At 66.3% G+C, this 21,869-nt stretch carries 25 protein-coding genes; 6 read left to right on the forward strand and 19 right to left on the reverse strand.

Annotated elements, in window-relative coordinates; genetic code table 11:
- Positions 1-28 precede the first annotated feature (28 nt).
- Positions 29-850 (forward strand): hypothetical protein, encoded by an 822-nt coding sequence (locus ACFOW8_RS13890; protein ID WP_378551194.1) that lies wholly within the window; start codon positions 29-31, stop codon positions 848-850.
- A gap of 142 nt (positions 851-992) precedes the next feature.
- Positions 993-1,325, forward strand: a complete 333-nt coding sequence (locus tag ACFOW8_RS13895; protein WP_378550981.1) for a hypothetical protein — start codon at positions 993-995, stop codon at positions 1,323-1,325.
- Positions 1,326-1,368: 43 nt separating this feature from the next.
- On the opposite strand, the gene ACFOW8_RS13900 is transcribed toward ACFOW8_RS13895, so the two are convergent.
- The 12 genes from ACFOW8_RS13900 to ACFOW8_RS13955 all read right to left on the reverse strand — a co-directional run bounded on the left by ACFOW8_RS13900 (position 1,369) and on the right by ACFOW8_RS13955 (position 11,806).
- Positions 1,369-2,058, reverse strand: coding sequence for a response regulator transcription factor (locus ACFOW8_RS13900; RefSeq protein ID WP_019049472.1), 690 nt, complete (start codon positions 2,056-2,058; stop codon positions 1,369-1,371).
- Entirely contained in the window at positions 2,055-3,290 is a 1,236-nt protein-coding gene (locus ACFOW8_RS13905) for a sensor histidine kinase (RefSeq protein WP_378550982.1), read from the reverse strand. Before ACFOW8_RS13905 ends, ACFOW8_RS13900 begins: the two co-directional genes overlap by 4 nt.
- A 377-nt stretch (positions 3,291-3,667) precedes the next feature.
- The gene (locus tag ACFOW8_RS13910) at positions 3,668-4,426 is read right to left on the reverse strand and encodes a class I SAM-dependent methyltransferase (RefSeq protein ID WP_378550984.1); all 759 of its coding nucleotides are present in this window, start codon (positions 4,424-4,426) and stop codon (positions 3,668-3,670) included.
- A 35-nt stretch (positions 4,427-4,461) separates the two neighbouring features.
- Positions 4,462-4,638, reverse strand: a complete 177-nt coding sequence (locus ACFOW8_RS13915; RefSeq protein ID WP_378550986.1) for a hypothetical protein — start codon at positions 4,636-4,638, stop codon at positions 4,462-4,464.
- 30 nt (positions 4,639-4,668) lie between these two features.
- A complete protein-coding gene (locus ACFOW8_RS13920) occupies positions 4,669-5,373 on the reverse strand; it encodes a hypothetical protein (RefSeq protein WP_378550988.1) in 705 nt (234 codons plus the stop codon).
- Positions 5,370-6,713: a hypothetical protein gene (locus ACFOW8_RS13925; RefSeq protein ID WP_378550990.1), complete on the reverse strand. Its 1,344-nt coding sequence runs from the start codon at positions 6,711-6,713 to the stop codon at positions 5,370-5,372. Before ACFOW8_RS13925 ends, ACFOW8_RS13920 begins: the two co-directional genes overlap by 4 nt.
- Positions 6,714-6,715: 2 nt before the next feature.
- Positions 6,716-7,348, reverse strand: coding sequence for a DUF3558 domain-containing protein (locus tag ACFOW8_RS13930; RefSeq protein WP_378550992.1), 633 nt, complete (start codon positions 7,346-7,348; stop codon positions 6,716-6,718).
- A gap of 7 nt (positions 7,349-7,355) precedes the next feature.
- The gene (locus tag ACFOW8_RS13935; protein WP_378550994.1) at positions 7,356-7,712 is read right to left on the reverse strand and encodes a hypothetical protein; all 357 of its coding nucleotides are present in this window, start codon (positions 7,710-7,712) and stop codon (positions 7,356-7,358) included.
- 116 nt (positions 7,713-7,828) lie between these two features.
- Positions 7,829-8,890, reverse strand: a complete 1,062-nt coding sequence (locus ACFOW8_RS13940) for a hypothetical protein (protein WP_378550996.1) — start codon at positions 8,888-8,890, stop codon at positions 7,829-7,831.
- Positions 8,891-9,246: 356 nt separating this feature from the next.
- A complete protein-coding gene (locus tag ACFOW8_RS13945; RefSeq protein WP_378550998.1) occupies positions 9,247-10,077 on the reverse strand; it encodes a hypothetical protein in 831 nt (276 codons plus the stop codon).
- Positions 10,074-11,486: a hypothetical protein gene (locus ACFOW8_RS13950; protein ID WP_378551000.1), complete on the reverse strand. Its 1,413-nt coding sequence runs from the start codon at positions 11,484-11,486 to the stop codon at positions 10,074-10,076. Before ACFOW8_RS13950 ends, ACFOW8_RS13945 begins: the two co-directional genes overlap by 4 nt.
- Positions 11,483-11,806 (reverse strand): type VII secretion target, encoded by a 324-nt coding sequence (locus ACFOW8_RS13955; protein WP_378551002.1) that lies wholly within the window; start codon positions 11,804-11,806, stop codon positions 11,483-11,485. The genes ACFOW8_RS13950 and ACFOW8_RS13955 overlap by 4 nt, the downstream gene beginning before the upstream one ends.
- Positions 11,807-12,018: 212 nt before the next feature.
- On the opposite strand from ACFOW8_RS13955, the gene ACFOW8_RS13960 reads away from it, so the two are divergent.
- Positions 12,019-12,288 (forward strand): hypothetical protein, encoded by a 270-nt coding sequence (locus ACFOW8_RS13960; RefSeq protein ID WP_378551004.1) that lies wholly within the window; start codon positions 12,019-12,021, stop codon positions 12,286-12,288.
- A gap of 389 nt (positions 12,289-12,677) precedes the next feature.
- Here the strand turns inward: ACFOW8_RS13960 and ACFOW8_RS13965 are convergent, their stop codons facing one another.
- Positions 12,678-12,887: a hypothetical protein gene (locus tag ACFOW8_RS13965; protein ID WP_378551006.1), complete on the reverse strand. Its 210-nt coding sequence runs from the start codon at positions 12,885-12,887 to the stop codon at positions 12,678-12,680.
- A 178-nt stretch (positions 12,888-13,065) separates the two neighbouring features.
- Between ACFOW8_RS13965 and ACFOW8_RS13970 the strand changes: the two genes are divergently transcribed.
- Positions 13,066-13,725 carry a hypothetical protein gene (locus ACFOW8_RS13970; protein WP_378551008.1) on the forward strand — a complete coding sequence of 220 codons (660 nt, stop codon included), beginning with the start codon at positions 13,066-13,068 and terminating at the stop codon, positions 13,723-13,725.
- Between the two features lie 95 nt (positions 13,726-13,820).
- Here the strand turns inward: ACFOW8_RS13970 and ACFOW8_RS13975 are convergent, their stop codons facing one another.
- Together ACFOW8_RS13975 and ACFOW8_RS13980 are read right to left on the reverse strand one after the other, a co-directional pair.
- On the reverse strand, positions 13,821-14,558 hold the full coding sequence (locus ACFOW8_RS13975; protein WP_378551010.1) for a phosphoglyceromutase: 738 nt from the start codon (positions 14,556-14,558) through the stop codon (positions 13,821-13,823).
- A 59-nt stretch (positions 14,559-14,617) separates the two neighbouring features.
- Positions 14,618-15,514, reverse strand: coding sequence for an ROK family protein (locus ACFOW8_RS13980; protein WP_378551012.1), 897 nt, complete (start codon positions 15,512-15,514; stop codon positions 14,618-14,620).
- Positions 15,515-15,686: 172 nt separating this feature from the next.
- Here ACFOW8_RS13980 and ACFOW8_RS13985 point away from each other — a divergent pair, with 172 nt between their 5' ends.
- Positions 15,687-16,862, forward strand: a complete 1,176-nt coding sequence (locus tag ACFOW8_RS13985; protein WP_378551014.1) for a lipase family protein — start codon at positions 15,687-15,689, stop codon at positions 16,860-16,862.
- Positions 16,863-16,901: 39 nt separating this feature from the next.
- On the opposite strand, the gene ACFOW8_RS13990 is transcribed toward ACFOW8_RS13985, so the two are convergent.
- The 4 genes from ACFOW8_RS13990 to ACFOW8_RS14005 form a co-directional block, all read right to left on the reverse strand.
- Positions 16,902-17,402, reverse strand: coding sequence for a type III secretion system chaperone family protein (locus ACFOW8_RS13990; protein ID WP_378551016.1), 501 nt, complete (start codon positions 17,400-17,402; stop codon positions 16,902-16,904).
- On the reverse strand, positions 17,399-18,757 hold the full coding sequence (mshA, locus tag ACFOW8_RS13995) for a D-inositol-3-phosphate glycosyltransferase (RefSeq protein ID WP_378551195.1): 1,359 nt from the start codon (positions 18,755-18,757) through the stop codon (positions 17,399-17,401). Before mshA ends, ACFOW8_RS13990 begins: the two co-directional genes overlap by 4 nt.
- Before the next feature lie 133 nt (positions 18,758-18,890).
- Positions 18,891-19,880: an alpha/beta hydrolase gene (locus tag ACFOW8_RS14000; RefSeq protein ID WP_378551018.1), complete on the reverse strand. Its 990-nt coding sequence runs from the start codon at positions 19,878-19,880 to the stop codon at positions 18,891-18,893.
- Between the two features lie 202 nt (positions 19,881-20,082).
- The gene (locus ACFOW8_RS14005) at positions 20,083-20,907 is read right to left on the reverse strand and encodes an alpha/beta fold hydrolase (protein WP_378551020.1); all 825 of its coding nucleotides are present in this window, start codon (positions 20,905-20,907) and stop codon (positions 20,083-20,085) included.
- Between the two features lie 56 nt (positions 20,908-20,963).
- Between ACFOW8_RS14005 and ACFOW8_RS14010 the strand changes: the two genes are divergently transcribed.
- Positions 20,964-21,698, forward strand: a complete 735-nt coding sequence (locus ACFOW8_RS14010; RefSeq protein ID WP_378551022.1) for an SDR family NAD(P)-dependent oxidoreductase — start codon at positions 20,964-20,966, stop codon at positions 21,696-21,698.
- Positions 21,699-21,869: the final 171 nt, after the last annotated feature.

Below are 21,869 nucleotides of genomic sequence, written 5' to 3' on the forward strand. Positions count from 1 at the left end.
GGATACCCCGCTCCGACCTGGGCGAAAGATCAATCCGAGCCCCGAGGTCGAGCTCGATTTCCCGCGCGAATGGATCGAGTTCACTGATCCAGCAAACGACGAGCACCAGATCGTCGCCGATCTGACCTGGCTGCTGTCGCGCTGGTCCTGTGTGTTCGGTACCCCCGCTTGTCAGGGCATCATCGCCGAGCGTCCCGACGACGGCTGCTGTTCGCACGGCGCCTTCCTCGCCGACAAGGACGACCGCAAGCGGCTGGCCGCCGCTGTGAAGATGCTCACACCGCAGGATTGGCAACTGATGGGCGAGGCCACCGAGAAAGGGAAGGTAGTCAAGAAGGGTTACCTCGAACTCGACGAACTCGAGGACGAACCAGCCCTGCGCACCCGTCGTTTCGACGGCGCCTGCATTTTCCTCAATCGCCCCGGTTTCGCCGCGGGCGCGGGCTGCGCGCTGCACATCATGGCGATGCGCAAGGGCATCGAACCGCTGGAAGTGAAGCCGGACGTGTGCTGGCAGCTGCCGATCCGCCGCACCCAGGACTGGGTCGAGCGTCCCGACGGCGAACAGATCCTGCGCACGGTGATCACCGAGTACGACCGTCGCGGCTGGGGTCCGGGCGGCCTGGATCTCGACTGGTACTGCACCGGTTCCCCCGATGCGCACGTGGGCGCCAAGCCGGTGTGGCAGTCCTACGCGCCCGAGTTGCGTGAGCTGCTCGGCGCGCCCGCCTACGAGGAGCTCGCCAAGCTGTGCCGCAGGCGCGAGGGGCTCGGCTTGATCGCCGTGCACCCGGCGACCGTCGAGGCCGAGCGGATACCCGCGGAGCACCTCGCCGATCGCCCGGCGTGAGCGGCCTGTCCCCGGTCAGCCGGTGCTCGACCGCACCGGCAGCCGATCACGGCGGCAGCGCGCCCGGCGTGAGCTGATGGCAACGGTCCGGTTCACCTGACCGCTATCGGCACGTCATCGAGGTCGGGTTGGATCGCTCACCATGTCCTCCACGAAAGCGCTCTGCCTGTCGCTGCTCGCGATCGGCGCCACCCTGTCCCTGGCAGGCCCCGCCACCGCCGAACCCGACGGCGACCCGGCGAAGTACGCCGACTTCACCGACATGTTCGTGAACTACACCGATCCGGCCGCGCTCACCGCGGCCACCGACGGCAAGTACATCATCGTCAGCCCGCAGGGCACCTCGACCACCATCGCCTGCCGCGGCAACGGCGCCGATGTGCCGATCTACGACTGCATGCAGGAAGACCCGTACGGCTGGGTTCCGCTGCGCAAGGTCGACACCCCGCTCGGGGTCGCCTGGAGCACGGTCTGATCCGGTGACAGCGCCGGTCCCTGCCCCGGGACCGGCGTGTGGCTCACGCCTCCAGCTTGTAACCGAGCCCGCGCACGGTGACCAGATGTTCCGGCTTGGCCGGATCGGCCTCGATCTTGGACCGCAGCCGCTTGACGTGCACGTCGAGGGTCTTGGTGTCGCCCACGTAGTCGGCACCCCACACGCGGTCGATCAGCTGACCACGGGTGAGCACCCGGCCCGAATTGCGCAGCAGGTACTCGAGCAGGTCGAACTCCTTGAGCGGCAGGGTGACCTGCCCGCCGTTGACGTGCACCGTGTGCCGGTCCACATCCATCCGCACCGGCCCGGCCTCCAGCACGCCGTTCTCGCTGCCGGAGTCGAGTTCGTCGCCCGCGCCGCGCCGCAGCACCGCGCGGATGCGGGCGATCAGCTCACGCGCCGAGTACGGCTTGGTGACGTAGTCGTCGGCGCCGAGTTCCAGCCCGACGACCTTGTCGATCTCGCTGTCGCGCGCGGTCACCATGATCACCGGAACGCCGCTGCGGGTGCGCAGCTGCTTGCAGACGTCGGTTCCGCTCATGCCGGGCAGCATCAGGTCGAGCAGCACGATATCGGCGCCGGAGCGGTCGAATTCGGCCAGCGCGGACGGACCGTCGCCGACGACGGTGACGTCGAAGCCCTCCTTGCGCAGCAGGAATGCCAGCGGATCGGCCAGCGACTCCTCGTCTTCGACGATCAACACACTCGTCATCTGCGTGCCTCCACACCGTTCGTTCGTCCAGCGGGGGTGCGCTGGACGATGGTTTCCCTCGTGAGCTCCGTCGACGGCTCCGCGTCCTCGTCCCCATCGGCTTCCAGATGGGCGGGGATGCGCAGCGTGAATGTCGAACCGGTACCCAGTTTGCTCCACAGGGTGATCTCACCGTTGTGGTTGGCCGCCACGTGTTTGACGATGGCGAGGCCGAGCCCGGTGCCGCCGGTCGAACGGGAGCGGGCCTTGTCGGAGCGGAAGAACCGCTCGAAGACCCGTTCCTGATCTTCCTTGGCGATACCGATACCGCGGTCGGTGACGGCCATCGCGACATGATCGCCGCGCAACGACCGGCTCACCGACACGTGCGAGCCCTGCGGCGAGTACGCGATGGCGTTCTCGACCAGGTTCGACATCGCGGTGACCAGCAGGGTTTCGTCGCCGAGCACTTCCAGCCCGCTCGGCCGGTCGGTGCTGACGGTGATACCCGCGGCCTCGGCGGTGGTGCGCGAGCGCTCGACGGCCTGCTGCACCACGGTATCGACGTCGACGACGGCCAGATCGGGCAGCTTCTCCGCGCCCTGCAGGCGGGACAGCGCGATCAGCTCGGTCACCATCTTGCCGAGGCGCCGGGATTCGGCCAGCACACGTGAACCGAAGTGCCGGACCGCGTCGGGGTCGTCGGCCGATTCCAGCATGGCCTCGGCCAGCAGGCTCATCGCGCCCACCGGGGTCTTGAGCTCATGGCTGACATTGGCGACGAAATCGCGGCGGGTGGCCTCCATGCGCGCCTGTTCGGAGTCGTCGTCGGCGAACAGCACGACGAAGCTGGTCTCCTCGCGGGAGAGCTTGCGGGCGATGCCGCGCACGGCGATCCGGCCGCGGCCCGGTAGCGGGTTCTTCGCGGTGAGGTCGTATTCGGCGGACTCGCCGGTGGCGAGCACCTTCTCGACGGCGGCCCAGGCGCGCTCGTCGAGCAGCCGGTTGCGGACGAGGCCGAGTTCCTCGGCGCGCGGATTCACCAGCACCACATCGCGGTATTCGTCGACGACGGCGATCCCGCTCTCCGAGGCGAGCACGATCAGATCGAGCACCTGCGACATCGTCAATCCGCTGTCGTCCTGGGTCCGCGCGGCATGACGAGCGTTGACATACGGGATCAGCAAACCGCCGACTGCCAGCCCGACGACAGCCGCGAGGACTGCCAACAGCACCGCCTGCGGAACACTCACGCCATTGATCGTACGAGTGCCCAACGACATGGCGTGGCCGGGTCGGCGAAGTTTCGCGCAGGTCACAGGCACTTGGCGTGGTGTTCGCGCGCCGTTCACCCGGTGGGCACCTGGGACGTTCCGGGCGTGTCAGCCGGGCGATTCGCCGCACGGCTCGGCGCCGGACACGGGCGCGTTCCCAGCAACTCATACCCGAAGGACATGAATCGGCGCGACCAGCGCACGGCCGGTTAGCGGCGGCGATTCGGCGGGACAGCCCCTGCGTGCGAGCGTCACCGATATGGCCCGCGCGGCGAAGTCATCCGCCGCCCCCGCCGATCCTCGACGGTGCCGCCGCGACGCTCACTGTGACACGGCGGACCATCGCGCCGCCGCGCTCAGCGGGCGGGTTTGCCGGCTTCGATCAGCGTCCGGGTGGAATGCGCGACGAAGGGGCCCTCCGATTCGATGCGTTCATGGAGTGCGCGCAGTCGATCCAACTCGCTGTCGACAGTGAAGCCGGGCACCATCCAGATCACCTTGCGCAAGAAGTAGACGACAGCACCGATATCGCCGAATTCCATGCGCAGCCGCTCGGTCCGCAACTCCACGATCCGCAGCCCCGCGGCCCGCGCGGCCGCGGCCTCGTCCTCGGGGTGCCTGGCCCGCCGGGCCTCCGGTTGCGGACCGAGGAAGTATTCGACCAGCTCGAACACACTCGCCGGACCCACGTGCTGGGCGAAGTACGTGCCGCCGGGCCGCAGTACCCGCGCGATCTCGGACCACCAGACGGTGGCCGGATGCCTGCACGTGACCAGGTCGAAGGCGGCATCGCCGAACGGCAACGGCGGCTCGTCGGATGTCGCGACGACGACCACCCCGAGCGGATGCAGGCGCGCGGTGGCGTCGGCGACGTTAGGCGGCCATGATTCGGTTGCGACCATGGTTCGCGGATACCCCGGCACACCGGCCAGCACCTCCCCGCCGCCGGTCTGAATATCCAAGGCCGCGTTCACACCACGCAACCGTTCCCCCAGTAGGCGCTGGTATCCCCACGACGGCCGCGCCTCCGTCGCACGCCCATCGAGCCAGGCGAAGTCCCACCCCGCGACCGGCACCTCCGCCGCTTCCCGCACCAACTCCTCGAATCGTCCCATGAGCGACATGGTGCCAGGGTTCCCGGTGTGCGGGCTCAGGCGGCGAGACCGCGCCCGAGCGCGCCCGCGGCTCTCGCCAGCCCGAGCGGCATCCACCAGTCTTGCGGCACACCGTATTCCACCAGCGGTTCGCCCACGAACGGCGCTCGGCGCAACAGCGAGAAGGCCAAGAACCCGACCCAGTGCGGCGGCAGCGACGGTGACGAAGACATAGGCGGCGTCGGCTTCGTGACACCTGCCCGTCAGTCTTCGCTGCCACCCGAGCCGGCGATGGCGTCGATCGCCGCGATCACTCGCTGCTTGTCCGCCGGTTCGATGTGCAGATCCTGGTAGCGCCGGTAGGACAGATATCGGCCGTCGTCGGCAACATCGAGCCAGCTCAGATACTGTGCCGCCGTCGCGCTTGCGGCGTGTGATCGGCCCTTGATCTCGATGCGTCCGCCCGCCACGCGTGCGGCCGCGCTCAGCCGGTGCATCCTGGCCGCGACGGAATCGGCTGGGCGCTGCCAGGATTCGAAGTGCGTGGTCAACCGGTCGACGTCCTCGACAAGGTGCGCTTCCTGGCCCGCGGGCCGCTCGCCGAGAAAAGCGGCGAAGGCGCGCGCCACCATCGCGGCACTCCCGGAGAACACTTCGACGCTGTGGTCGTCGTACTGACGGATCACCACGCCACGATCACCGGAGCGCGCGCCGTACCCGCGTACCGCAGGCCCCGTTGTGCCGAACAATGCCAGTGCCGTCTCAGGTCGCGCCGCATGCCGCAGAACCGCGGTCAAGTCGGGATCGGCGGCGGTGGGCCAGCGCCGAGCCGCATCGAGGGCCAGCTCCCGGTGCCGGTTCTCGGTGGTCGCGGCCGAGTGCACCGTGAGCGGGAACGGGTACCGGTCCGCACTGGTTTCCGCCTGCCATACATAGGCGAACTCGTCGGCGGTGAACACCCAGCTCACGTTGCGCCCGGATCGCCGGTTTGCTCCGCGAGACGGGTCGAGGGCGCGTCCGCGCCGATAGCTTGCGGCACCGCGGGCTGCTCGTCACCGAACAACTCCGGTTGCACCCCACGCAGGTAGTCCGGCGCCTGGTGTTCGTCCTCGTCGTCCTTGCCGGCGCCGCGCGCACCCGGCGCGCCCATCATGCCCGGTGACATGCCGCGCGTTCCCGAACTCGTCCCGGAACCGCCTGCGGCCGTGAGGTTCTGCCCGGCGATGGTCGACGTGCGCCCAGCGATGGAACCGCCTGGTCCCAGCGTGGCGCCCGGACTCGATCCCGGCGATCCGGCACCAGGGGATCCGCCGCCCGGACCGGTGCCCGGCGTGCCGGCGCCTGGTGTGGTCGTGCCCGGTGTGGTGGTGGACGGTGTGGTGCTCGCGGCGTTGGTGCTGTCGTCGTCCTGGGAGTCGTCGGTACCGCTGTTGTCGTCGTCCGCGCCGGCCGTGGTGGTGTCGTCCCCGGTTGTGTCGTCCCCGGTTGTGTCGTCCCCGGTGGTGGTGTCCTCGGTCGTGCCGGGGTCCTCCGTGGTGGTCGACGTATCGGTGCTGCTCCCACCGCCAGTGCCACCGGTATTCGACCCGCCGCCACCGTTACCCGGATCGGTGGTGTCGACCGTGCCCGGCTGCGTCGGTGCGACGAAGGCGGGCACACTCTCCCCCGCAGGCCCGTAACTCGGCTTGTAGGTGGCGTTCATCGCGGCGATCGCCTCGAGCCGCTTGGCCTCTTTCTCCTGCTCGACAGTGGCCGCCTCCCCGGGAACCGCGAGCTCCACCAGGGTCGCAGGCACCGAACTCCCGGTAGCCGCCCCCTCGCCCGACGAAACCGGCGCGGGCACAGCGATTTTCACCGCTTCCGCCCCATAAGCCGCCGCCTTCACCCGATGCCCCACCACCGACAGCACCGTATACACATCACTGGCCTCGGTAATGAACCGCTGCCCCGCCGCTTGCCCCGCCGCCGCGAACTCCCCCTCCAAACTCGCAGCAGCCCTTGATGTCTGGATGATCAACCCCGTCACCGCACCGGAGATCTCGTTGAACATCGACACCCACTGATCCCCGAACTGCTGCATCACCCCCGGTTGCATCTGCTGCACCGCGTGGTAGATCTCTTCGTGCGAAAGCCCTTCGAAAGCCTCGAAGTCGCTGATATACGCCGGATCGACACCCCCATGGCTCACCGACTCCTGCTGCTGCTCCGCCCCCAACTGCTGCTGGCGACCGCTGACCATCGTGCCCAGCGGAATCCCCTGCGTCGCCGACAGAACATCGACCAGCGAGGACCCTCCCCCATCCGCCATGGTCAGTTCTCCTCACCGATGGATTTCTCTACTACCGACGCTATTTCCATGATGTTGGCGCAGGGGTCGAGGTTCTTGGCCTGCCCGTTGCTCAGGATGCCTGTCCACAGCAGTACGACGCCTGCCTTCGTCTCCATCTGCACGTGGCATTCATCGGTGGTGCCAGGTGCGCCGGCACCCCAACCGGCCCGACGACCGTTGATTGTCGTTTGCTCCAGCCAGCTGCCGTTCTTCTGTAGGTTCTCATCCCAGCTGATGTTGCCTGAGTCCACACCCAGCGACATCGTGTTGTCCGGGTTGCGGAACGTGCAGGTCAAGAACGTGTACTCCGCGACGAGGTCCGGCCCTCGCTTCCGCGAGCCGGAGACGAAGCCCACCGACTCGATGTCAGCGGCATCTATCCAAGTGCACGGATCGAAGTCGACCTTCGAACGTCTGGATGACTGCGTGTACCTGTTGTCCTGCGACGGTGGTTGCAGTTTTGCATCGGTCAGCGTAGGACGAGCTGACTGCGTCGGCGCTTCCACCGACGTGGCCACTCCTGAGGCTGTCGGATCGCTGGGACCTGTCGATGACCCACACGCCGAAATCATCGCAGTCAGCAACACTCCCGAGGCGATCCATCCCAATCTCATTTCGCTCCTACCTCGCGATCGAGCTCATCGCATCAGCGTTGAGCTGATCCGCCTCGCCGAGAATGTTTGCAGCCTGGAGATACCCGTCCGCCATCGCTCGTGCCGCCGTCCCCAGCTGCGTCAAGACTTGCACGGCGGATTCTGCCTTGCCCGAAAAGCCTCGCTGCAGTTGCTGGGCGGAATCCAGGGCCCCGAACCCACTGATCGTCATCAGATGCCTGGCGTCATCGAGCCACACATCGCACATCGCCGCAAACCGCAGATACGAAGTCGCCACTTCCCGAGCAGCATCCGGCTCCATCGTCAACTTCCCCGAAGACGCCGCCCCCCACAACTGCGCCGCCGCATCCCCACCGATCGCCACAGGACCCCTCCCAACGCCGAACGCAGCACCCAGGTGCCATTGCCGCACACGCTATCACGACCGCGATCAGCGAGGCGCCCGTGATGTCGAGCACCTACGACTCGCATCTCGGCTATCTATTCTCGAGTAACGCCATCGTATCCGTCCCTGAATGCCATGCCTGCGCCCACCTCCCCCATCAAGCTGTTCACCAGCCCTGTCAGATCGGGACGCTCCGAATCTCCAGAGCCCTGCAGATCCTCCCATGTCCGCAGCCCGCCGCCGCGGAAAATTTCGGTGTATCTGTCCCGCTTTTCCGGCGCGATATCCATACGCGAAAGAACATAGTAGTTGACCTTGGCGAAATTGGGGAACCGGAGCTCGGAAGAGCCAGAGCATCCCAACGCCACCCCGTCAGCGTAAGCGTCACTAGATGAGTCCCGGATGCCTCCCGCACCCCGATCGCTGAGCTGCGCGTTCGCGGCTTCTTTCCGATGACAAGCCGCCTTGCTGACATCCGACTGATCAGCAATCGATGCACCCAAGCCCAGCCGGAGACCGTGGTCTATCAACCCCGCGAGCGCCCCCGCCCGCTCGAACTTCTTTGCCGCGTCAGGTGCATTTGGACCAGCAGCGTACTCTTCCTGGTATCGGAGCATCCGATCCATCGCGGCACGGGTGAAATATGTTCCCGCTTCAGCATCGGTATTGATAAGAGCGAATACCCGGGCGGAACCTTCGAACGACTTATTCTGATTCGGATCGATCCACGTTGGGGCATGCGGATTGCTGGGACCAAACCCGGGCAAAGACTCGGGACTGAAGTCACCGACCAGCGCACCGAGGTAGGGTGCCATACTAACGCCGAGCGTGCGCACCGCCTCAGGATTCCGCTGCCCAGCCGTTTGATTGTCGCCAACATCAACGAACCGCTGCCACTGACCCTCGGTAGAAATCCACTGGCCTACCGACCACATGGTATCTCCAGAGCGCTGCGCCGTCTCACCGACCTGGACACTGGGATCGACTGCAACGGTGTCACCGTCGTTGAACGCAAATACGGAAGATGCAGCTTTCCCGTCGTCTTCCCAGTTGCGAGTAAATACATCGGTGATAAATTCGGGGCTCAGTGACGTGGATCCGGGTGGCGGATCGAGCGAATCAGGACCAGAAACACATGCGACCAGAATAGCTGTCATGACACAGATGACAGCTGCGGCTGCCGCAGATCGGATTCCGCACTTCGATTGAAATTTCGTCATCGAGGCCTCGGAGCAGTGCAGGTGACGTCGCCGTAGACGTTTCTGAGAGTCTGCGTATCGCCGAGTTCGGTCATCAACTTGCCGACGATCCCGGTTCTATCCAGATTCCCTGAAGACGCCGCATCCCCACCGATCGCCACAGGACCCCTCCCAACGCGTGGCACCAAAGAGCCCAACGCCGCAGACGATAGCACCGACCCCCACGACCAGGCACCCAGCGTGATGGGGGCGCCACGAAACGCACTGGTGAGCAAGCATCAACGGGACCGGCCAGGGCTACAGCGATTCCGCAATCACATGGACCTCAGGGCCATGCGTGCCTTCGGATCGTCCGGATCGAGAAGACCGCCCGATTCGATACGGTCGATGACACGACGATCGGCAAGTTCCTCACGCAGTTCAGGGTGCCGCTGATAGAACCTGACAAGCCAGTAGGTCGCAGCGCAGCCAATGGACGGCCATCGAGCATCGAGGCTTGCGCCGCGCCCGGGGCCGGCATGATCGCATTTCACCGAAACACTGTGCCATTTGAGCGCTTTCCCGGTAGGTAACGCTATCTCACTGATGTCCGACCAGGCGAGCGTAATGCGACCTTTGGATGTCTGCTTGAATGACACCTCTTCCGGAGTCATCACCAATCGTCCGATGGGCGCTTGCGCAACTGCACGTGCCAATTCGATCAGCCCGTATACGGCTATCACTCCTGCCACGATTGGAAAAAACACCCGCTGACCTCCAGTCAGCGGCAATCCGAGCGAGCCAGACGGCATCCAGACAATGAATACGACCGCCCCGAAAGATAGGCAACTCGTGGACACCATGGTCAAGCGTCCGAGAATTGCGGTCTCATCGATAAGAACTCCACGGCCATCGATAGATAGTCGAGCACCGCTCAACGATTTTCTGCTATAGGCCCACGGTAGGACACCCATTGCCAGGGTCCCCAATCCTAGCGACACGAAGAAGGCAACTCTGATCCACTGATGGCTCGACATGGAACCGGGAACCTGCAAGAGTACGAAGATGCCCATTCCACCAAAGAACACTGTGGCCAGCCAATCTGTCCACCTACTGAAGTCCCACTCAGCAGGTTTGGGATAATCGGCAACCGCATCGGAGTTCACCTGCACACAATCCCCTCGCCCAGTGCTGTTCCAGCCGCCCCGAAGGTCCATGCTCCAAACGCGCCTCCGAAAAAAGCACCCCACGGACTACCCCCGGTGACACTTGCACCCAGCGTTCCGCCGACCATACCGCCAGCAGTTCCGGCGAGTCCCGACGTCCCTGCCACGCACTTTTCATGCATGGTCTCGGCGTGGATAACATCCCACCCTGTCACGGCCAGACTGAGCCCTGGCCCCAAGACCTTGGCCCCGACATGAACCTTCTGGGTTGCCGAATCGCTCAGCATCGGAATTCCCCGACCGCCGTCCAGCGCGTTTCCTGAATACGTTTCGAGGGCACTCAGACCTCCGCCAACGCTTGTCAAGTATGGATGCGTGAAGAAATCCGACCCTTCCTCTTTCGAATTGAACAATGCGCTCTCATCGGGTATCGGATAGGTCTTGCCGGTCGTAAGGTCAGTTACAGTCCCGCCCGTCTTCCCGTCCTTGTCCTTCCAGACTGTAACCTTCATCTGACCAGGCACTTCTGTGGTGGTAGTCGTACGGCCGGTGACGGGACTTTCAGTGGTGCTTGTCGTGGATTTGAGCTCTCCAGAAGGATCGTACGACGAGGCAACAGTGATTCCCCAGTCCTTGTTTGTCAACACGGTCTGTTTGCTGCCGTCTTGCATGGTCATCGTGGTCGTCGTCGAACCATTGATATCGGGCTCGCTGGTTTCGGTGTGCCGAACCGTCGTTGATGCCGCCATCTGCTGTATCTGCTGCTGGTCGGTGCGTCCCTGTTCAGTACTCGGGTCGGGAACGCCAGTCCGCGGGAGATACTCAGGACCGTAGGTCACCCTCGTAGGGTCCATCTCATAGTCCTTGTTGACCCGGCTCACGAGAAACGCCAACTTGCTACGCACCTCATCGTCAGCCTTCCCGAGTTCGGTGACCAGGGGATTCAACTGATCCTGAAAGCCTGCCTGCGCTTGTTTCAATACCTTGAACCGCGCGTCGTCCATCGGTTCGGGTTTCAGCACAACCACCCACAGGTCATTGACCTCGAGCGGACCGTTCTCGATCGTCTCGATCAACGTATCGAGACGACCCTTCACCGAGGACAGCGAATCATAGGCTCGGTCAGCGATGTTGGAGACACCCTGATAGCTCGAACGTCCACCCGAGTAGGCGATCTCGGCGAACTCACCGGCATGCTTTGCGGTTCGGACGAACATGTCCTCGGCCGCCGTATGCGCTGCGCCTTCCCATCCGCGCATCTCAGGAAGACTGCTGCACTCGTACCGCAAAGTGTGCACAGCCATCTCGAGGTCTTGCCCGGCCTGCAGCACCGTCTTCGATTTGTCGAGCAAGCCGTTGATGTCCCACGTCGCGAAAGTCGTGCGGGTGGGGATGAATTCGAGACTCAACCTCCCAACCCCCAACCCTTGGCGCAGGGATCTTCGGTCTGGAGGGCATTGAAGCCGCCTGCCAGCTCCTCATCGGTCACTTCGTACGTACCCGCCGCACCCCGCACGGCTTCCCCCATTGACGCGATATCGCCAGCGAACTCGTTCAATGGCGTCTGCACCACAGCACCTGCACGCTTCGCTGCCCACTGAGCCTGCGAACCAGGCAGTCCGTCGAAAACCGCCGCGATCTTCCCCGCCAAATCGGTCGCCGAGACGGTGCGCGACGCCTCGTCCACCGAAGTTGCGAACGTTCGCAGAATGGCCGGATCTACCAGCATGTCGCCCCCTCGCCCCGATCGGCGGGGCCTCGATTCGAAACGCAGCTACGATAGCAAGCAGCGATCACCTTGCCAATGCCGCCGCGCTACCGTCACTGGCAAGCGAGAATGCCGGCTAGGGCAGGATGGGCCAGGCTGCGCACCAGGAACGAAAGCTACTCTCGATCCGGCATGGAGTCCCACTCCGCCCGATCGACGAAGGAGTCGACCCGATGAGTGACCCGTATGCGGGGCTGCCACCCGAGTATCTCGCGCTCCTCAAAGAAGGCAATTCGAGCGCTGAACCTGCGGTGCCACCTGCACCGTCGAGCCCGACTGCGCCGCCGCCACCTTCGAGCCGTCAGCCCACTCCGGAGGAAGAGGAGGAGATGGACCGGTACTACAGCCAGGCAAACTGGATGGACACGGGTGAGACGTCGGGCGCCAAGCGCGCAGAGCCGTCAACATACTGGTACCCGTCAGCTATCGGCGACGGCCAGTAGCGCAAAGCAGACTAGAGGTCATACCGGCGTGATCTGGAGGCTGGCCAGCGGTCGCCGCCATCCTGCGACTTCAGGCTGATCCAGCACGCTTTTCGTGTACCGACCTGTCCCGTGCTGTCCGGTTTCACCTGGTTGCTCACACGAGCACCGGTGTGACGCTGGGCCTTCGTCATTTCGGGGCGAGGTCTCTGCCCGCGACGGGCTACCTGTGTCGTGTCCTGGGCCCGGCCGCTCCTGTCGGTCGTTATCGGAGAGCCCGACCGAGGGACAGACAACCCTGCCAACCAGCCTCCTGCGAGCACCATCGCCGTACGCTTCGCACGTATCCTGCGCACCTGGTCGGTTCGGGAGTTGACTGCGAATGTCACCAGCTCCCGGGCGAGGCGGCCTCAGGCGAAGACCTCGTCGATGGTGTCGACGGTCAGCACCCGACGAATCCACTCGCGAAGCTGATCCATACTGCCAGCGCGGATTCTGGCAGCAACTGCGGCGGGCACCGCGCCGAACTTCATGATCAACTGCTCGATCAGGGGCTCAGCACGCCCTCTGGCTTCGCCCCGGGCCTCGGCCTCGGCGCTGATCCGCTCAGCTGTCGTCACGATCGCCTCCTTCGCACGCGGACCGAGATGCTCGATCACCGAGTCCGAAATCGAAGTGCGCCACAAAAAATGAGCGGGACCCCGCTACGAGGTCCCGCTCAGATGTTCCCTTGTCCGCAGGGGGAGGCAAAAGCCCGCGAATCCCGCGACGCATGGTAGTCAGTGTACATTCCGCGTCGTGCCGACTGCCAAGCCAGCCCACGAAGCAGCGATTTGCGCAGTACTCAGTGCTCCACGTGCTCAGACCTATATTTCGGCAGCCAACGGTGACATCGCGCGCGCTGTTGCCCTCTACGGCTGGAATGCCCGGGTGTCCGCTGCACTGATGCTGCCGGCGCACTTCGCCGAAGTCGCTACAAGGAACGCGGTGTCAGATGCCCTCACCGCGCTCTATGGCGCCAAGTGGCCATGGGACGGGACCTTCGAGCGCAGCCTTCCCTCGCCAGGTGGCCCCACGTACAACCCGCGACACGACCTGATTCGGACGCGGAGCCGGGAGACCACACCGGGCAAGGTGATCGCGGAGCTGAAGTTCGCATTCTGGCAGAGCATGTTCACCGCGCGCCATGACGGTCGAATCTGGGACCAACAAATTCTCACGCTGTTCCCCCATGGGCCACGGCGGACAACGCGCCAGCTCCGTGGCCGGATCTACGCCGACCTCGACGCGATCAGGAGATTGCGTAATCGCATCGCTCACCACGAACCGATCTTCACTCGAAACCTGCCCGACGACCTCACTCGCCTCCTCGACCTCGTCGAGCTGCGATGTAGTGATACTGCGGCGTGGGTTCGGTCCATGGAGGGAGTGAGCGTCATCCTCTCCCAACGTCCGTAGTGGTGCGGAGCAACCGGTCGGATGACAGGTTGGCTGCCGAATGCAGACCCGGCCCGCACCGAGCGGTGGCGCGGGCCGGGCTCTGAGCGAAAGGACTACTTGCCGCCCTGGCTTGCCACGGCGGCCGCACCCGCGGCGGCGGCCTCGGGGTCGAGGTATTCGGCAGGCTTCACCGGGCGCAGGTTCTCGTCGAGTTCGTAGCGCAGCGGGATGCCGGTGGGGATGTTGAGGCCGGAGATCTCCTCGTCGGAGATGTTGTCGAGGTGCTTCACCAGGGCGCGCAGGGAGTTGCCGTGGGCGGCGACCAAGACGGTCTTGCCGGTCTTCAGCTCTGGGGCGATGGTGTTCTCCCAGTACGGGATCATGCGCGCGACGACGTCCTTCAGGCATTCGGTCTTGGGGACCTCGATGCCGGCGTAGCGCGGGTCGCCTTCCTGGCTGTACGGGTTGTCGTCGGCGATCGGCGGGGGCGGGGTGTCGTAGCTGCGGCGCCACAGCATGAACTGGTCCTGGCCGTACTGTTCGCGGACCTGCTCCTTGTTCTTGCCCTGCAGGTCGCCGTAGTGACGCTCGTTGAGGCGCCAGTCGCGCACGACCGGGATCCAGTGCCGGTCGGCGGCGTCGAGCGCGTTGTTGGCGGTGCTGATCGCGCGGCGCAGCAGGGAGGTGTAGACGATGTCGGGCAGCACGTCGTGCTCGGCGAGCAGTTCGCCTGCCCGCTTGCCCTCGGCGATGCCCTTGTCGGTCAGATGGACGTCCACCCAGCCGGTGAACAGGTTGAGGGCATTCCATTCGCTCTCGCCGTGGCGCAGCAGCACGAGGGTGTAGGTCATGGGGTCATTCTGGCATCAGGTGCCCTGCCGTGACCACGCCACCTCGTCGAACCCGGCCGTCACCGTGACAGCACCGCCTCGGCGGCGAGTACCCCGGCGCCGACGAGGGTCGCCCCGTCGGTCAGGGTCGACAGCTCCACCGTGAGACCGTCGAGGAAGCCCAGCCGCGCGTGGGCGGCGACGGCGGCGCGCAGCGGATCCCACAGCGGTGCGCCGGAGTGCGCGAAGCCGCCGCCGATCACCACCTTGTCGACGTCGAGCAGCGCGGCGGCGGAGGCCACGGCCTGCCCGAGCGCGGTGCCTGCCCGGCCGAGCGCCGCGACGGCCACCTCGTCGCCGCCGCGCGCGGCCTCGGCGAGTTCCACGCCGGTGGTGCCGGTCCAGCCGTGCTCGCGGGCCCAGCGCACGGCCGACAGCCCGCTGGCGACAGCCTCGACGCAGCCGAATCCGCCACAGCTACACGGCGTTTCATCACCGGCTACCACGAGGTGGCCGATATGGCCGCCGTTGCCGGTGCGGCCGGCCACCACCCGCCCGTCGGCGACGATGCCGCCACCGACCCCCGAGGACACGGTGAGCGCGAGTCCGTTGTCCACCCCGCGCAGCCCGCCAACCCGATGCTCGGCGAGCGCGAGACAGGCGCCGTCGATCGCCAGCCGGACGCCGGCCTCGGGAAACAGCGCCTGAACGTGCGCCACGATGGCGAATCCGGCCCGCCACGACGGCAGGTTCAGTGGGGCGATCACACCGGCGGGAACGTCGACCGGGCCGGCCGCGCCGATGCCGACCGCGGTCACCGTTCTGTCACCGGCTACAGCGCGCAGCAGCTCCCTGCACGCGGTCCACGGGTCGGCTCCAGTGGCGGCGACCCGGCACACGTCGTGCAGCATGTAGTCCGAATCAACCAGTCCTGCAGCGAATTTCGTTGCTCCGATGTCGAGCGCGAGCCTCGTCATGGCGGCCCCTTTCCTCCATACGCCCAGGTGAAGGACGCCCGCTGTGAGACCTCACAGAATGTGGTACTCGACACTTTGACTACTGATCGGTACGCATCGCGCATTTTCGTTGGATACTTCACCCGGGTCGGGTCTTGTCAGTTGGGCAGCACAACTCTGATGAAGGATAGCTGTGTCGAAATTCGTTGTACTGGTGTTGAGCCTGGTGTCGGTGGGCTTGCTCGCCGCGCCCGCGGGGGCGAACCCGCTGTATCCGACCCCGGACCCTGACCCGTTCTTCGCCGCGCCGAGCGATATCGGGGACCTCGCCCCCGGTGACGTGGTACGCACCCGACGTATCGACACCACCCTCTATCCCGGCACCGAAGGCTGGCAGGTCGCTTTCCGCTCCACCAACTCCGCGGGCAACCCGATCATGGGCGTCACCACCGTGCTGATGCCGATCGGGGTGCAGAACCCGCCGCTGGTGTCGTACCAGGCGCTGATCAACTCGATCGGCACCAGGTGCAATCCCTCGCAGTCGCTGTTCAACGGCGAACTACAGGACGCGCCGGGCGCGATGCTGCCGATCGGGCGCGGGTGGGCGGTCTCGGTGCCCGACTACCTCGGCCCCACCGTCGCCTACGGTGCCGCGAAGATGAGCGGCATGGTGACCCTCGACAGCGTGCGCGCGGTCCGCAAGGTCGCCGAGCTCGGGGTCGGCAACTCGCCGGTCGCGCTGGCCGGCTACTCCGGTGGCGGCATGGCCACCGCGTGGGCGGGTGCGCTGCAGCCGACCTACGCCCCGGAACTGAAGCTCGACGCGGTGGTCTCCGGCGGCATCCCCGCCGACCTCGAACTGATGGCCGACGCGCTCGGCTTCGCCCCGCACCCCGGCTTCGGCCTTGCCTTCGCCGCCGCCATGGGCATCGAGCGGGAGTACCCGAACAAGGTGCCGGTGTCGGACTCGCTGAACGAGCACGGCCTGTGGTTCCGTGAGTTCACCAAGGACGCCTGCCGTCGCTTCCTGCTCTTCCACGGCATCTTCCGCAACGCCGAGCAGATGGCGGCGTCGAAGGAGCTGCTGAGCAGCGAGGTCGCCCGCGGCGTGCTGCGGGAGAACAGCATCGTCCACTTCGCCGGTGCGCCCACCGCGCCCACCTACATCTGGCAGGGCAAGTACGACACCCTCACCCCGTACGGCCCGGTCGCCGAGACCATCGCGCACTGGTGCTCGGCGGGCTCGCCGGTGCAGCTGTCGACGATCGAGATCTCCGAGCACATGACCGCGGCCGTCGCCGGGTTCGTCGATGCCTGGAACTACGTGGAGGCCCGCTTCCGGGGTGACCCGGTTCCGTCGAACTGCTGATCCGGCTTCCGGCGCCGCCTTGCCATGGCGGCGCCGGGGTCAGCCGGCGGGGGTGTCGTCGGTGTCGATCAGGTGCTCGAAGGCCCGCAGGTTCTTCAGTGATTCGCCGCGCGACACCCGCCACTTCCACTCCTTGCGGATGGATTCGGCGAAGCCGAGTTCGAGCAGCACGTTGAAATCGGTGTCGACGGCCTCGAGGATCTGTCCGAAGACGCGGTCGAGTTCGTCGGGGCTGACCGACTCGGCCGACATCCGGCCGACGAGATAGATGTCGCCGACATTGTCGAGGGTGTAGGCCACCCCGTAGAGGCGGCGGTTGCGGCGCAGCAGGTATTTGTAGACGCCCTCGAAGTTCTCGTCGGGCTTGCGGCAGACGAACGATTCGATGCGCACACCGTGCTTGCCGACGGTGAGCATCACCGTGGTCTTCAGCTTGCGCTCACCTGGCAGCACCACGATGAAGGTGTCGTCGCCGTGGCGGGTGTATTCGATCTCGCGATCGCGCAGCGTCTCGTCGATCACCTGCGATACGGCGCTCACCTGCGTACTCCCGTCCGGCGCCGCCACAGCGCCTGCGATCTGGCCTGACCGGTCTCGCCCGCGTTCAGGGCGATCGGGCCGCGTTCGGCACGGAACCCGGCCATCGCGGCAGCGTAGCTGTCGAGCAGGCCCTCGGCGGTGTGCGCCCAGGAGAACCGGCTCGCGTGCTCGACGGCGGTGGTGCTCATCGTCGCCAGCCGGTCGCGGTCGTCGAGCAGGGCGGCCAGCGCGTCGGCCCAGTCGGGCGTGCGGTGGCCGGGGACGAGCAGCCCGGATTCGCCGTGCCGCACCGCGGTGCCGAGTCCACCGACATCGGCGGCGAGCACCGGGGTGCCACTGGCCTGCGCTTCGATGGCGACCAGGCCGAAGGATTCGTTGTAGCTCGGCACCGCGACCACGTCGGCGGCGCGGTACACCCGCACGAGCCGGTCGGCGGGCTGCGGCGGCAGGAAGGTGACCCGATCGGTGATGCCGAGTTCGGCGGCCAGCTCGATCAATGCGTCCGGCCTGGCCAGGCCGGTACCCGACGGGCCGCCGACGATCAGCACCCGCAGGGCGCGCGACGGATCACGGCGCAGCAGTTCGGCGGCAGCGCGGACCAGCACATCGGGGGCCTTGAGCGGCTGGATCCGGCCGACGAACGCCACCACCTGCTCGTCGGGGCGTAGCCCGAGGGCCGCGCGGGCGGCGAGTTTGTCGCCGGGGTGGTAGCGGCTCAGATCCGCGCCGGGCGGCACCACATCGATGCGGTCGGCGGCGGCGCCGTACAGGTCGACGAGCTGACTCGCCTCGTCGGCGGTATTGGCGACGAGCCGGTCGGCCTCGGCGATCACCTGCTTCTCGCCGATCACCCTGGTCTCGGGTTCGGGGGCGTCACCCTCGGCGAGCGCGGCGTTCTTCACCGCGGCCAGGGTGTGCGCGGTGTGCACCAGCGGCACCCGCCAGCGGTCGCGGGCCAGCCAGCCGACTTGGCCGGAGAGCCAGTAATGCGAATGCACCAGGTCGTAGTGGCCGGGCAGGTGGCGTGCCTCCTGCCGCAGCACCTCGGCGGTGAACGGGCACAGCTGGGTGGGCAGATCGTTCTTGTCCAGCCCCTCGAACGGTCCGGCGACCACGTGCCGCACGAGGACACCCGGTCCGGCCTCGGCGACCGGCGGCAGATCCGAGGAGGTCGCGCGGGTGAAGATCTCCACTTCGGTGCCGCGTTCGGCGAGTTCGAGCGCGGTCTGCAGCACGTAGACGTTCATGCCACCCGCGTCGCCGGTGCCGGGCTGCGCCAGCGGTGAGGTGTGCACCGACAGCACCGCGATGCGGTGGGGTAAAAGTTCCGGACGACGCTGACTCACACCCTCCAGTGTGCACGCCGCGACGCCGCCGCCGACGCCCCTACCGGGATCGGTGACGGTCGTCACAGTATGTTCGTGAGTGAGTTCACGTCGAGCCTGCCGGATCGCGGCGGTGTGTGCCAGCGATTTTCGGACACCGCGTTCAGCGGGCGAGCGCGGCCTCGAACAGCGGCCATGACTTGTGCAGATCGTCTTCCCAGTAGCCCCACGAATGCGTGCCGTAGGGCCGCAGGTCCACCGTGGCGGGAATGCCGAGCGCCTGCAGCCGGTCACTCAGCTGCCTGGTACACACGCTGGTGACGGCCTCGAGGGTGGCGCCGAAGAGCAGCTGGGTGGTGAGCTGCACCGGATCGCCGTCGGCGGCGTGGATGGTGTCGAACGGCCCTGGCAGCCCATTGCCGGAGGACAGGTACACCTCGGTGCCGCGGAAGGCCTCGGCGTGCAGGTAGGGGTCGTGCGCCGACCACGCCGGATCGGTCGGCGGGCCCCACATGTTGGCGACATTGCCGAGCCTGCTGCCCACCACCGCGCTCACGATCGCTTGTCCGCGTGGGTCACTCGTGCGCACACACCCGCTGTAGGAGCCGATGGCCCGGTACATTCCCGGCGCGGCGAGCGCCAGCTGGAACACCGAGGTACCCGCCATCGACAGTCCCGCAATGGCATTGGCGCCGTTGCCGCCGAACGCGCTGTCGATCACCGGCGGCAGTTCCCTGGTGAGGAAGGTGGTCCAGCGCTGCTTGCCGAGCACCGGGTCCACGGCCCGCCAGTCGGCGAAGTAGCTGCCCGCGCCACCGAACGGAATCACCACATTGACTTGCCTACCGGCGAAGAATTCCACCACATCGGTGCGATCGAGCCAATTTCCATCACTACCGCCGCCGACACCGTTGAGCAGATACAGCGTCGGCGCCGGCGCTTCCGGATCAGCGGCCCGCAGCACCCGAACCCGGCTGACGATATCCATCGCCGGGGAATACACACCGATATCGATGGTCTTATCGGTCTCGATACGCCGGTCGGTGATGAAGGCCTGCTCGCCCGCGGCGGCCGGCGCCGGCCATGCCGCTCCGACCAGCAGCGCGACCGCCATGATCGCGATCCGCACGCCACCCGCCCGACAGACCATCATCGAACTCCACTCCCGACGCCGAACCTTCCTCCTTTCGCATCAAACGGCATTTCCGAACGCTACACACGCATTCGGAGAAAGACTGTGACGATTGCCAGAATATTTTCCTCGGCACTGTGCGAACCGAAGTCATTGGATCTGGAGAACAATCACAGTCGTATCACATCGGCGTCGAGACCTATTGATATCCGAAATTCCCAGCTCAGTCCAGCGTGTCGAGGAACCCGCTCACCTCGGCGACGAAGCGGGCGCTGTCCTCGATGAACAGGCCGTGCTGGGCACCCTCCCAATACGAGGCGCGCGCGTCGGGGGCGTTGTCCACGATGTAGCGGCCGTTCTCCAGCGGGACCACCGGATCCGCGGTGCCGTGCAGAACGAGTACCGGAACATCCAGCGCACGAAGGGTTTCGGTGTTGTCGACGGTGCGGTAGAACAGCGCTTTGCGGACCGAGGGCGGGGTGGCGAGGCTGCCGCCGAACAGCCGCTGCGCGTCGGGCCCCTTGTCCTCGCCCGGTCCGGTATTGGCGTTGCCGAATACCGCGAACGCGCGCACCGCGCGACCAGCGGACTCGTCGAACACCCCGGGGATGGCCTTGACCATGGCCGGGCCGGGCGCGGCGCCCGGCACGTCCCTGCCGATGTGCGCGGGCGCACCGCAGTAGACGACACCGGCGATCCTGGTGGTGCCCTCGGTGGCGAGATAGTCGGTAGCGACGATGCCGCCATAGGACCAGCCGAGCAGGACCGCGCCGGACTCGACACCCTCGGCGGCGAGCACGGCCGCGACATCGGCCGCCCAGGCCTTCGGATCGTCGTAGCCGGCGCCGGGATCATCGGAGTAGCCGTGCCCGCGCAGGTCCACCGCGATCACCCGGTAGCGCTGGGCCAGATCGTCCTCGGCGGCACCCCAGCACCGCAGGTTGCCCGCCCAGCCGTGCAGCAGCACCAGCGGCCGCCCCGCTTCCGGCCCGGTCACCCGGTAGACGATCCTGGTTCCATCGGCACTGACAGCATCACGAATAGCCATGGCGACAGGCTAACGCGCTGGTGATCGCGGCCATGGCGGCGAATAGGATCGGGCCCATGAGCACTCGCACCGCCCTCGTCACCGGAGCCAGCTCGGGAATCGGTGAGGCCACCGCCCGGGAACTCGCCAAGCAGGGATACCACGTCGTCGTCGGTGCCAGGCGCTTCGATCGGGTACAGCGCCTCGCCGCGGAGATCGGTGGCACCGCAGTGCAACTCGATGTCACCGACGAGGAATCGGTGCGCGCCTGCACCGACGCGCTGGAGCGGGTCGACGTACTGGTCAACAACGCGGGCGGCGCCAAGGGCCTGGCCACCGTCGCCGAGGCCGATCTCGACGACTGGCGCTGGATGTGGGAGACCAATGTGCTCGGCACGCTGCGCCTGACCAAGGCACTGCTGCCCAAGCTCATCGCCTCGGGCGACGGCCTGATCGTCACCGTCACCTCGATCGCGGCCATGCACGCCTACCCGAACGGCTCGGGCTACACCTCGGCCAAGCATGCCCAGGCGGTCCTGCACCGCACCCTGCGCGACGAGCTGCTCGGGCAACCGGTGCGGCTCACCGAGATCGCGCCAGGCGCGGTGGAGACCGAGTTCTCGCTGGTCCGCTTCAACGGTGACAGCGAACGCGCGGCCAAGGTCTACGAGGGCATCGACCCGCTCTATGCCCAGGACATCGCGGAGATCGTCGGCTTCGTCGCCAGCCGCCCGTCGCACGTGAACCTCGACACGATCGTGGTGAAGCCGCGGGACCAGGCCGGGCCGGGCAGTTTCGCCCGGCGATCCTGACCCCGGCGATCAATTCCCCGGCCGGGCACGCTGTTCGGGCGCCACGGTGGCGCAACCGTGGCACCGGACCGATACTGCGGAAGGTCGTCGCCGCGGACTGCGGCGGTAGCTGTCAATTCGCTACCACCCGGAACGACCGCTAGCATCACCGCGTTTGCCGATAGCCAGTTC

Source organism: Nocardia rhizosphaerae, from assembly GCF_042650365.1.
In the GTDB taxonomy this organism is placed as follows: domain Bacteria; phylum Actinomycetota; class Actinomycetes; order Mycobacteriales; family Mycobacteriaceae; genus Nocardia; species Nocardia rhizosphaerae.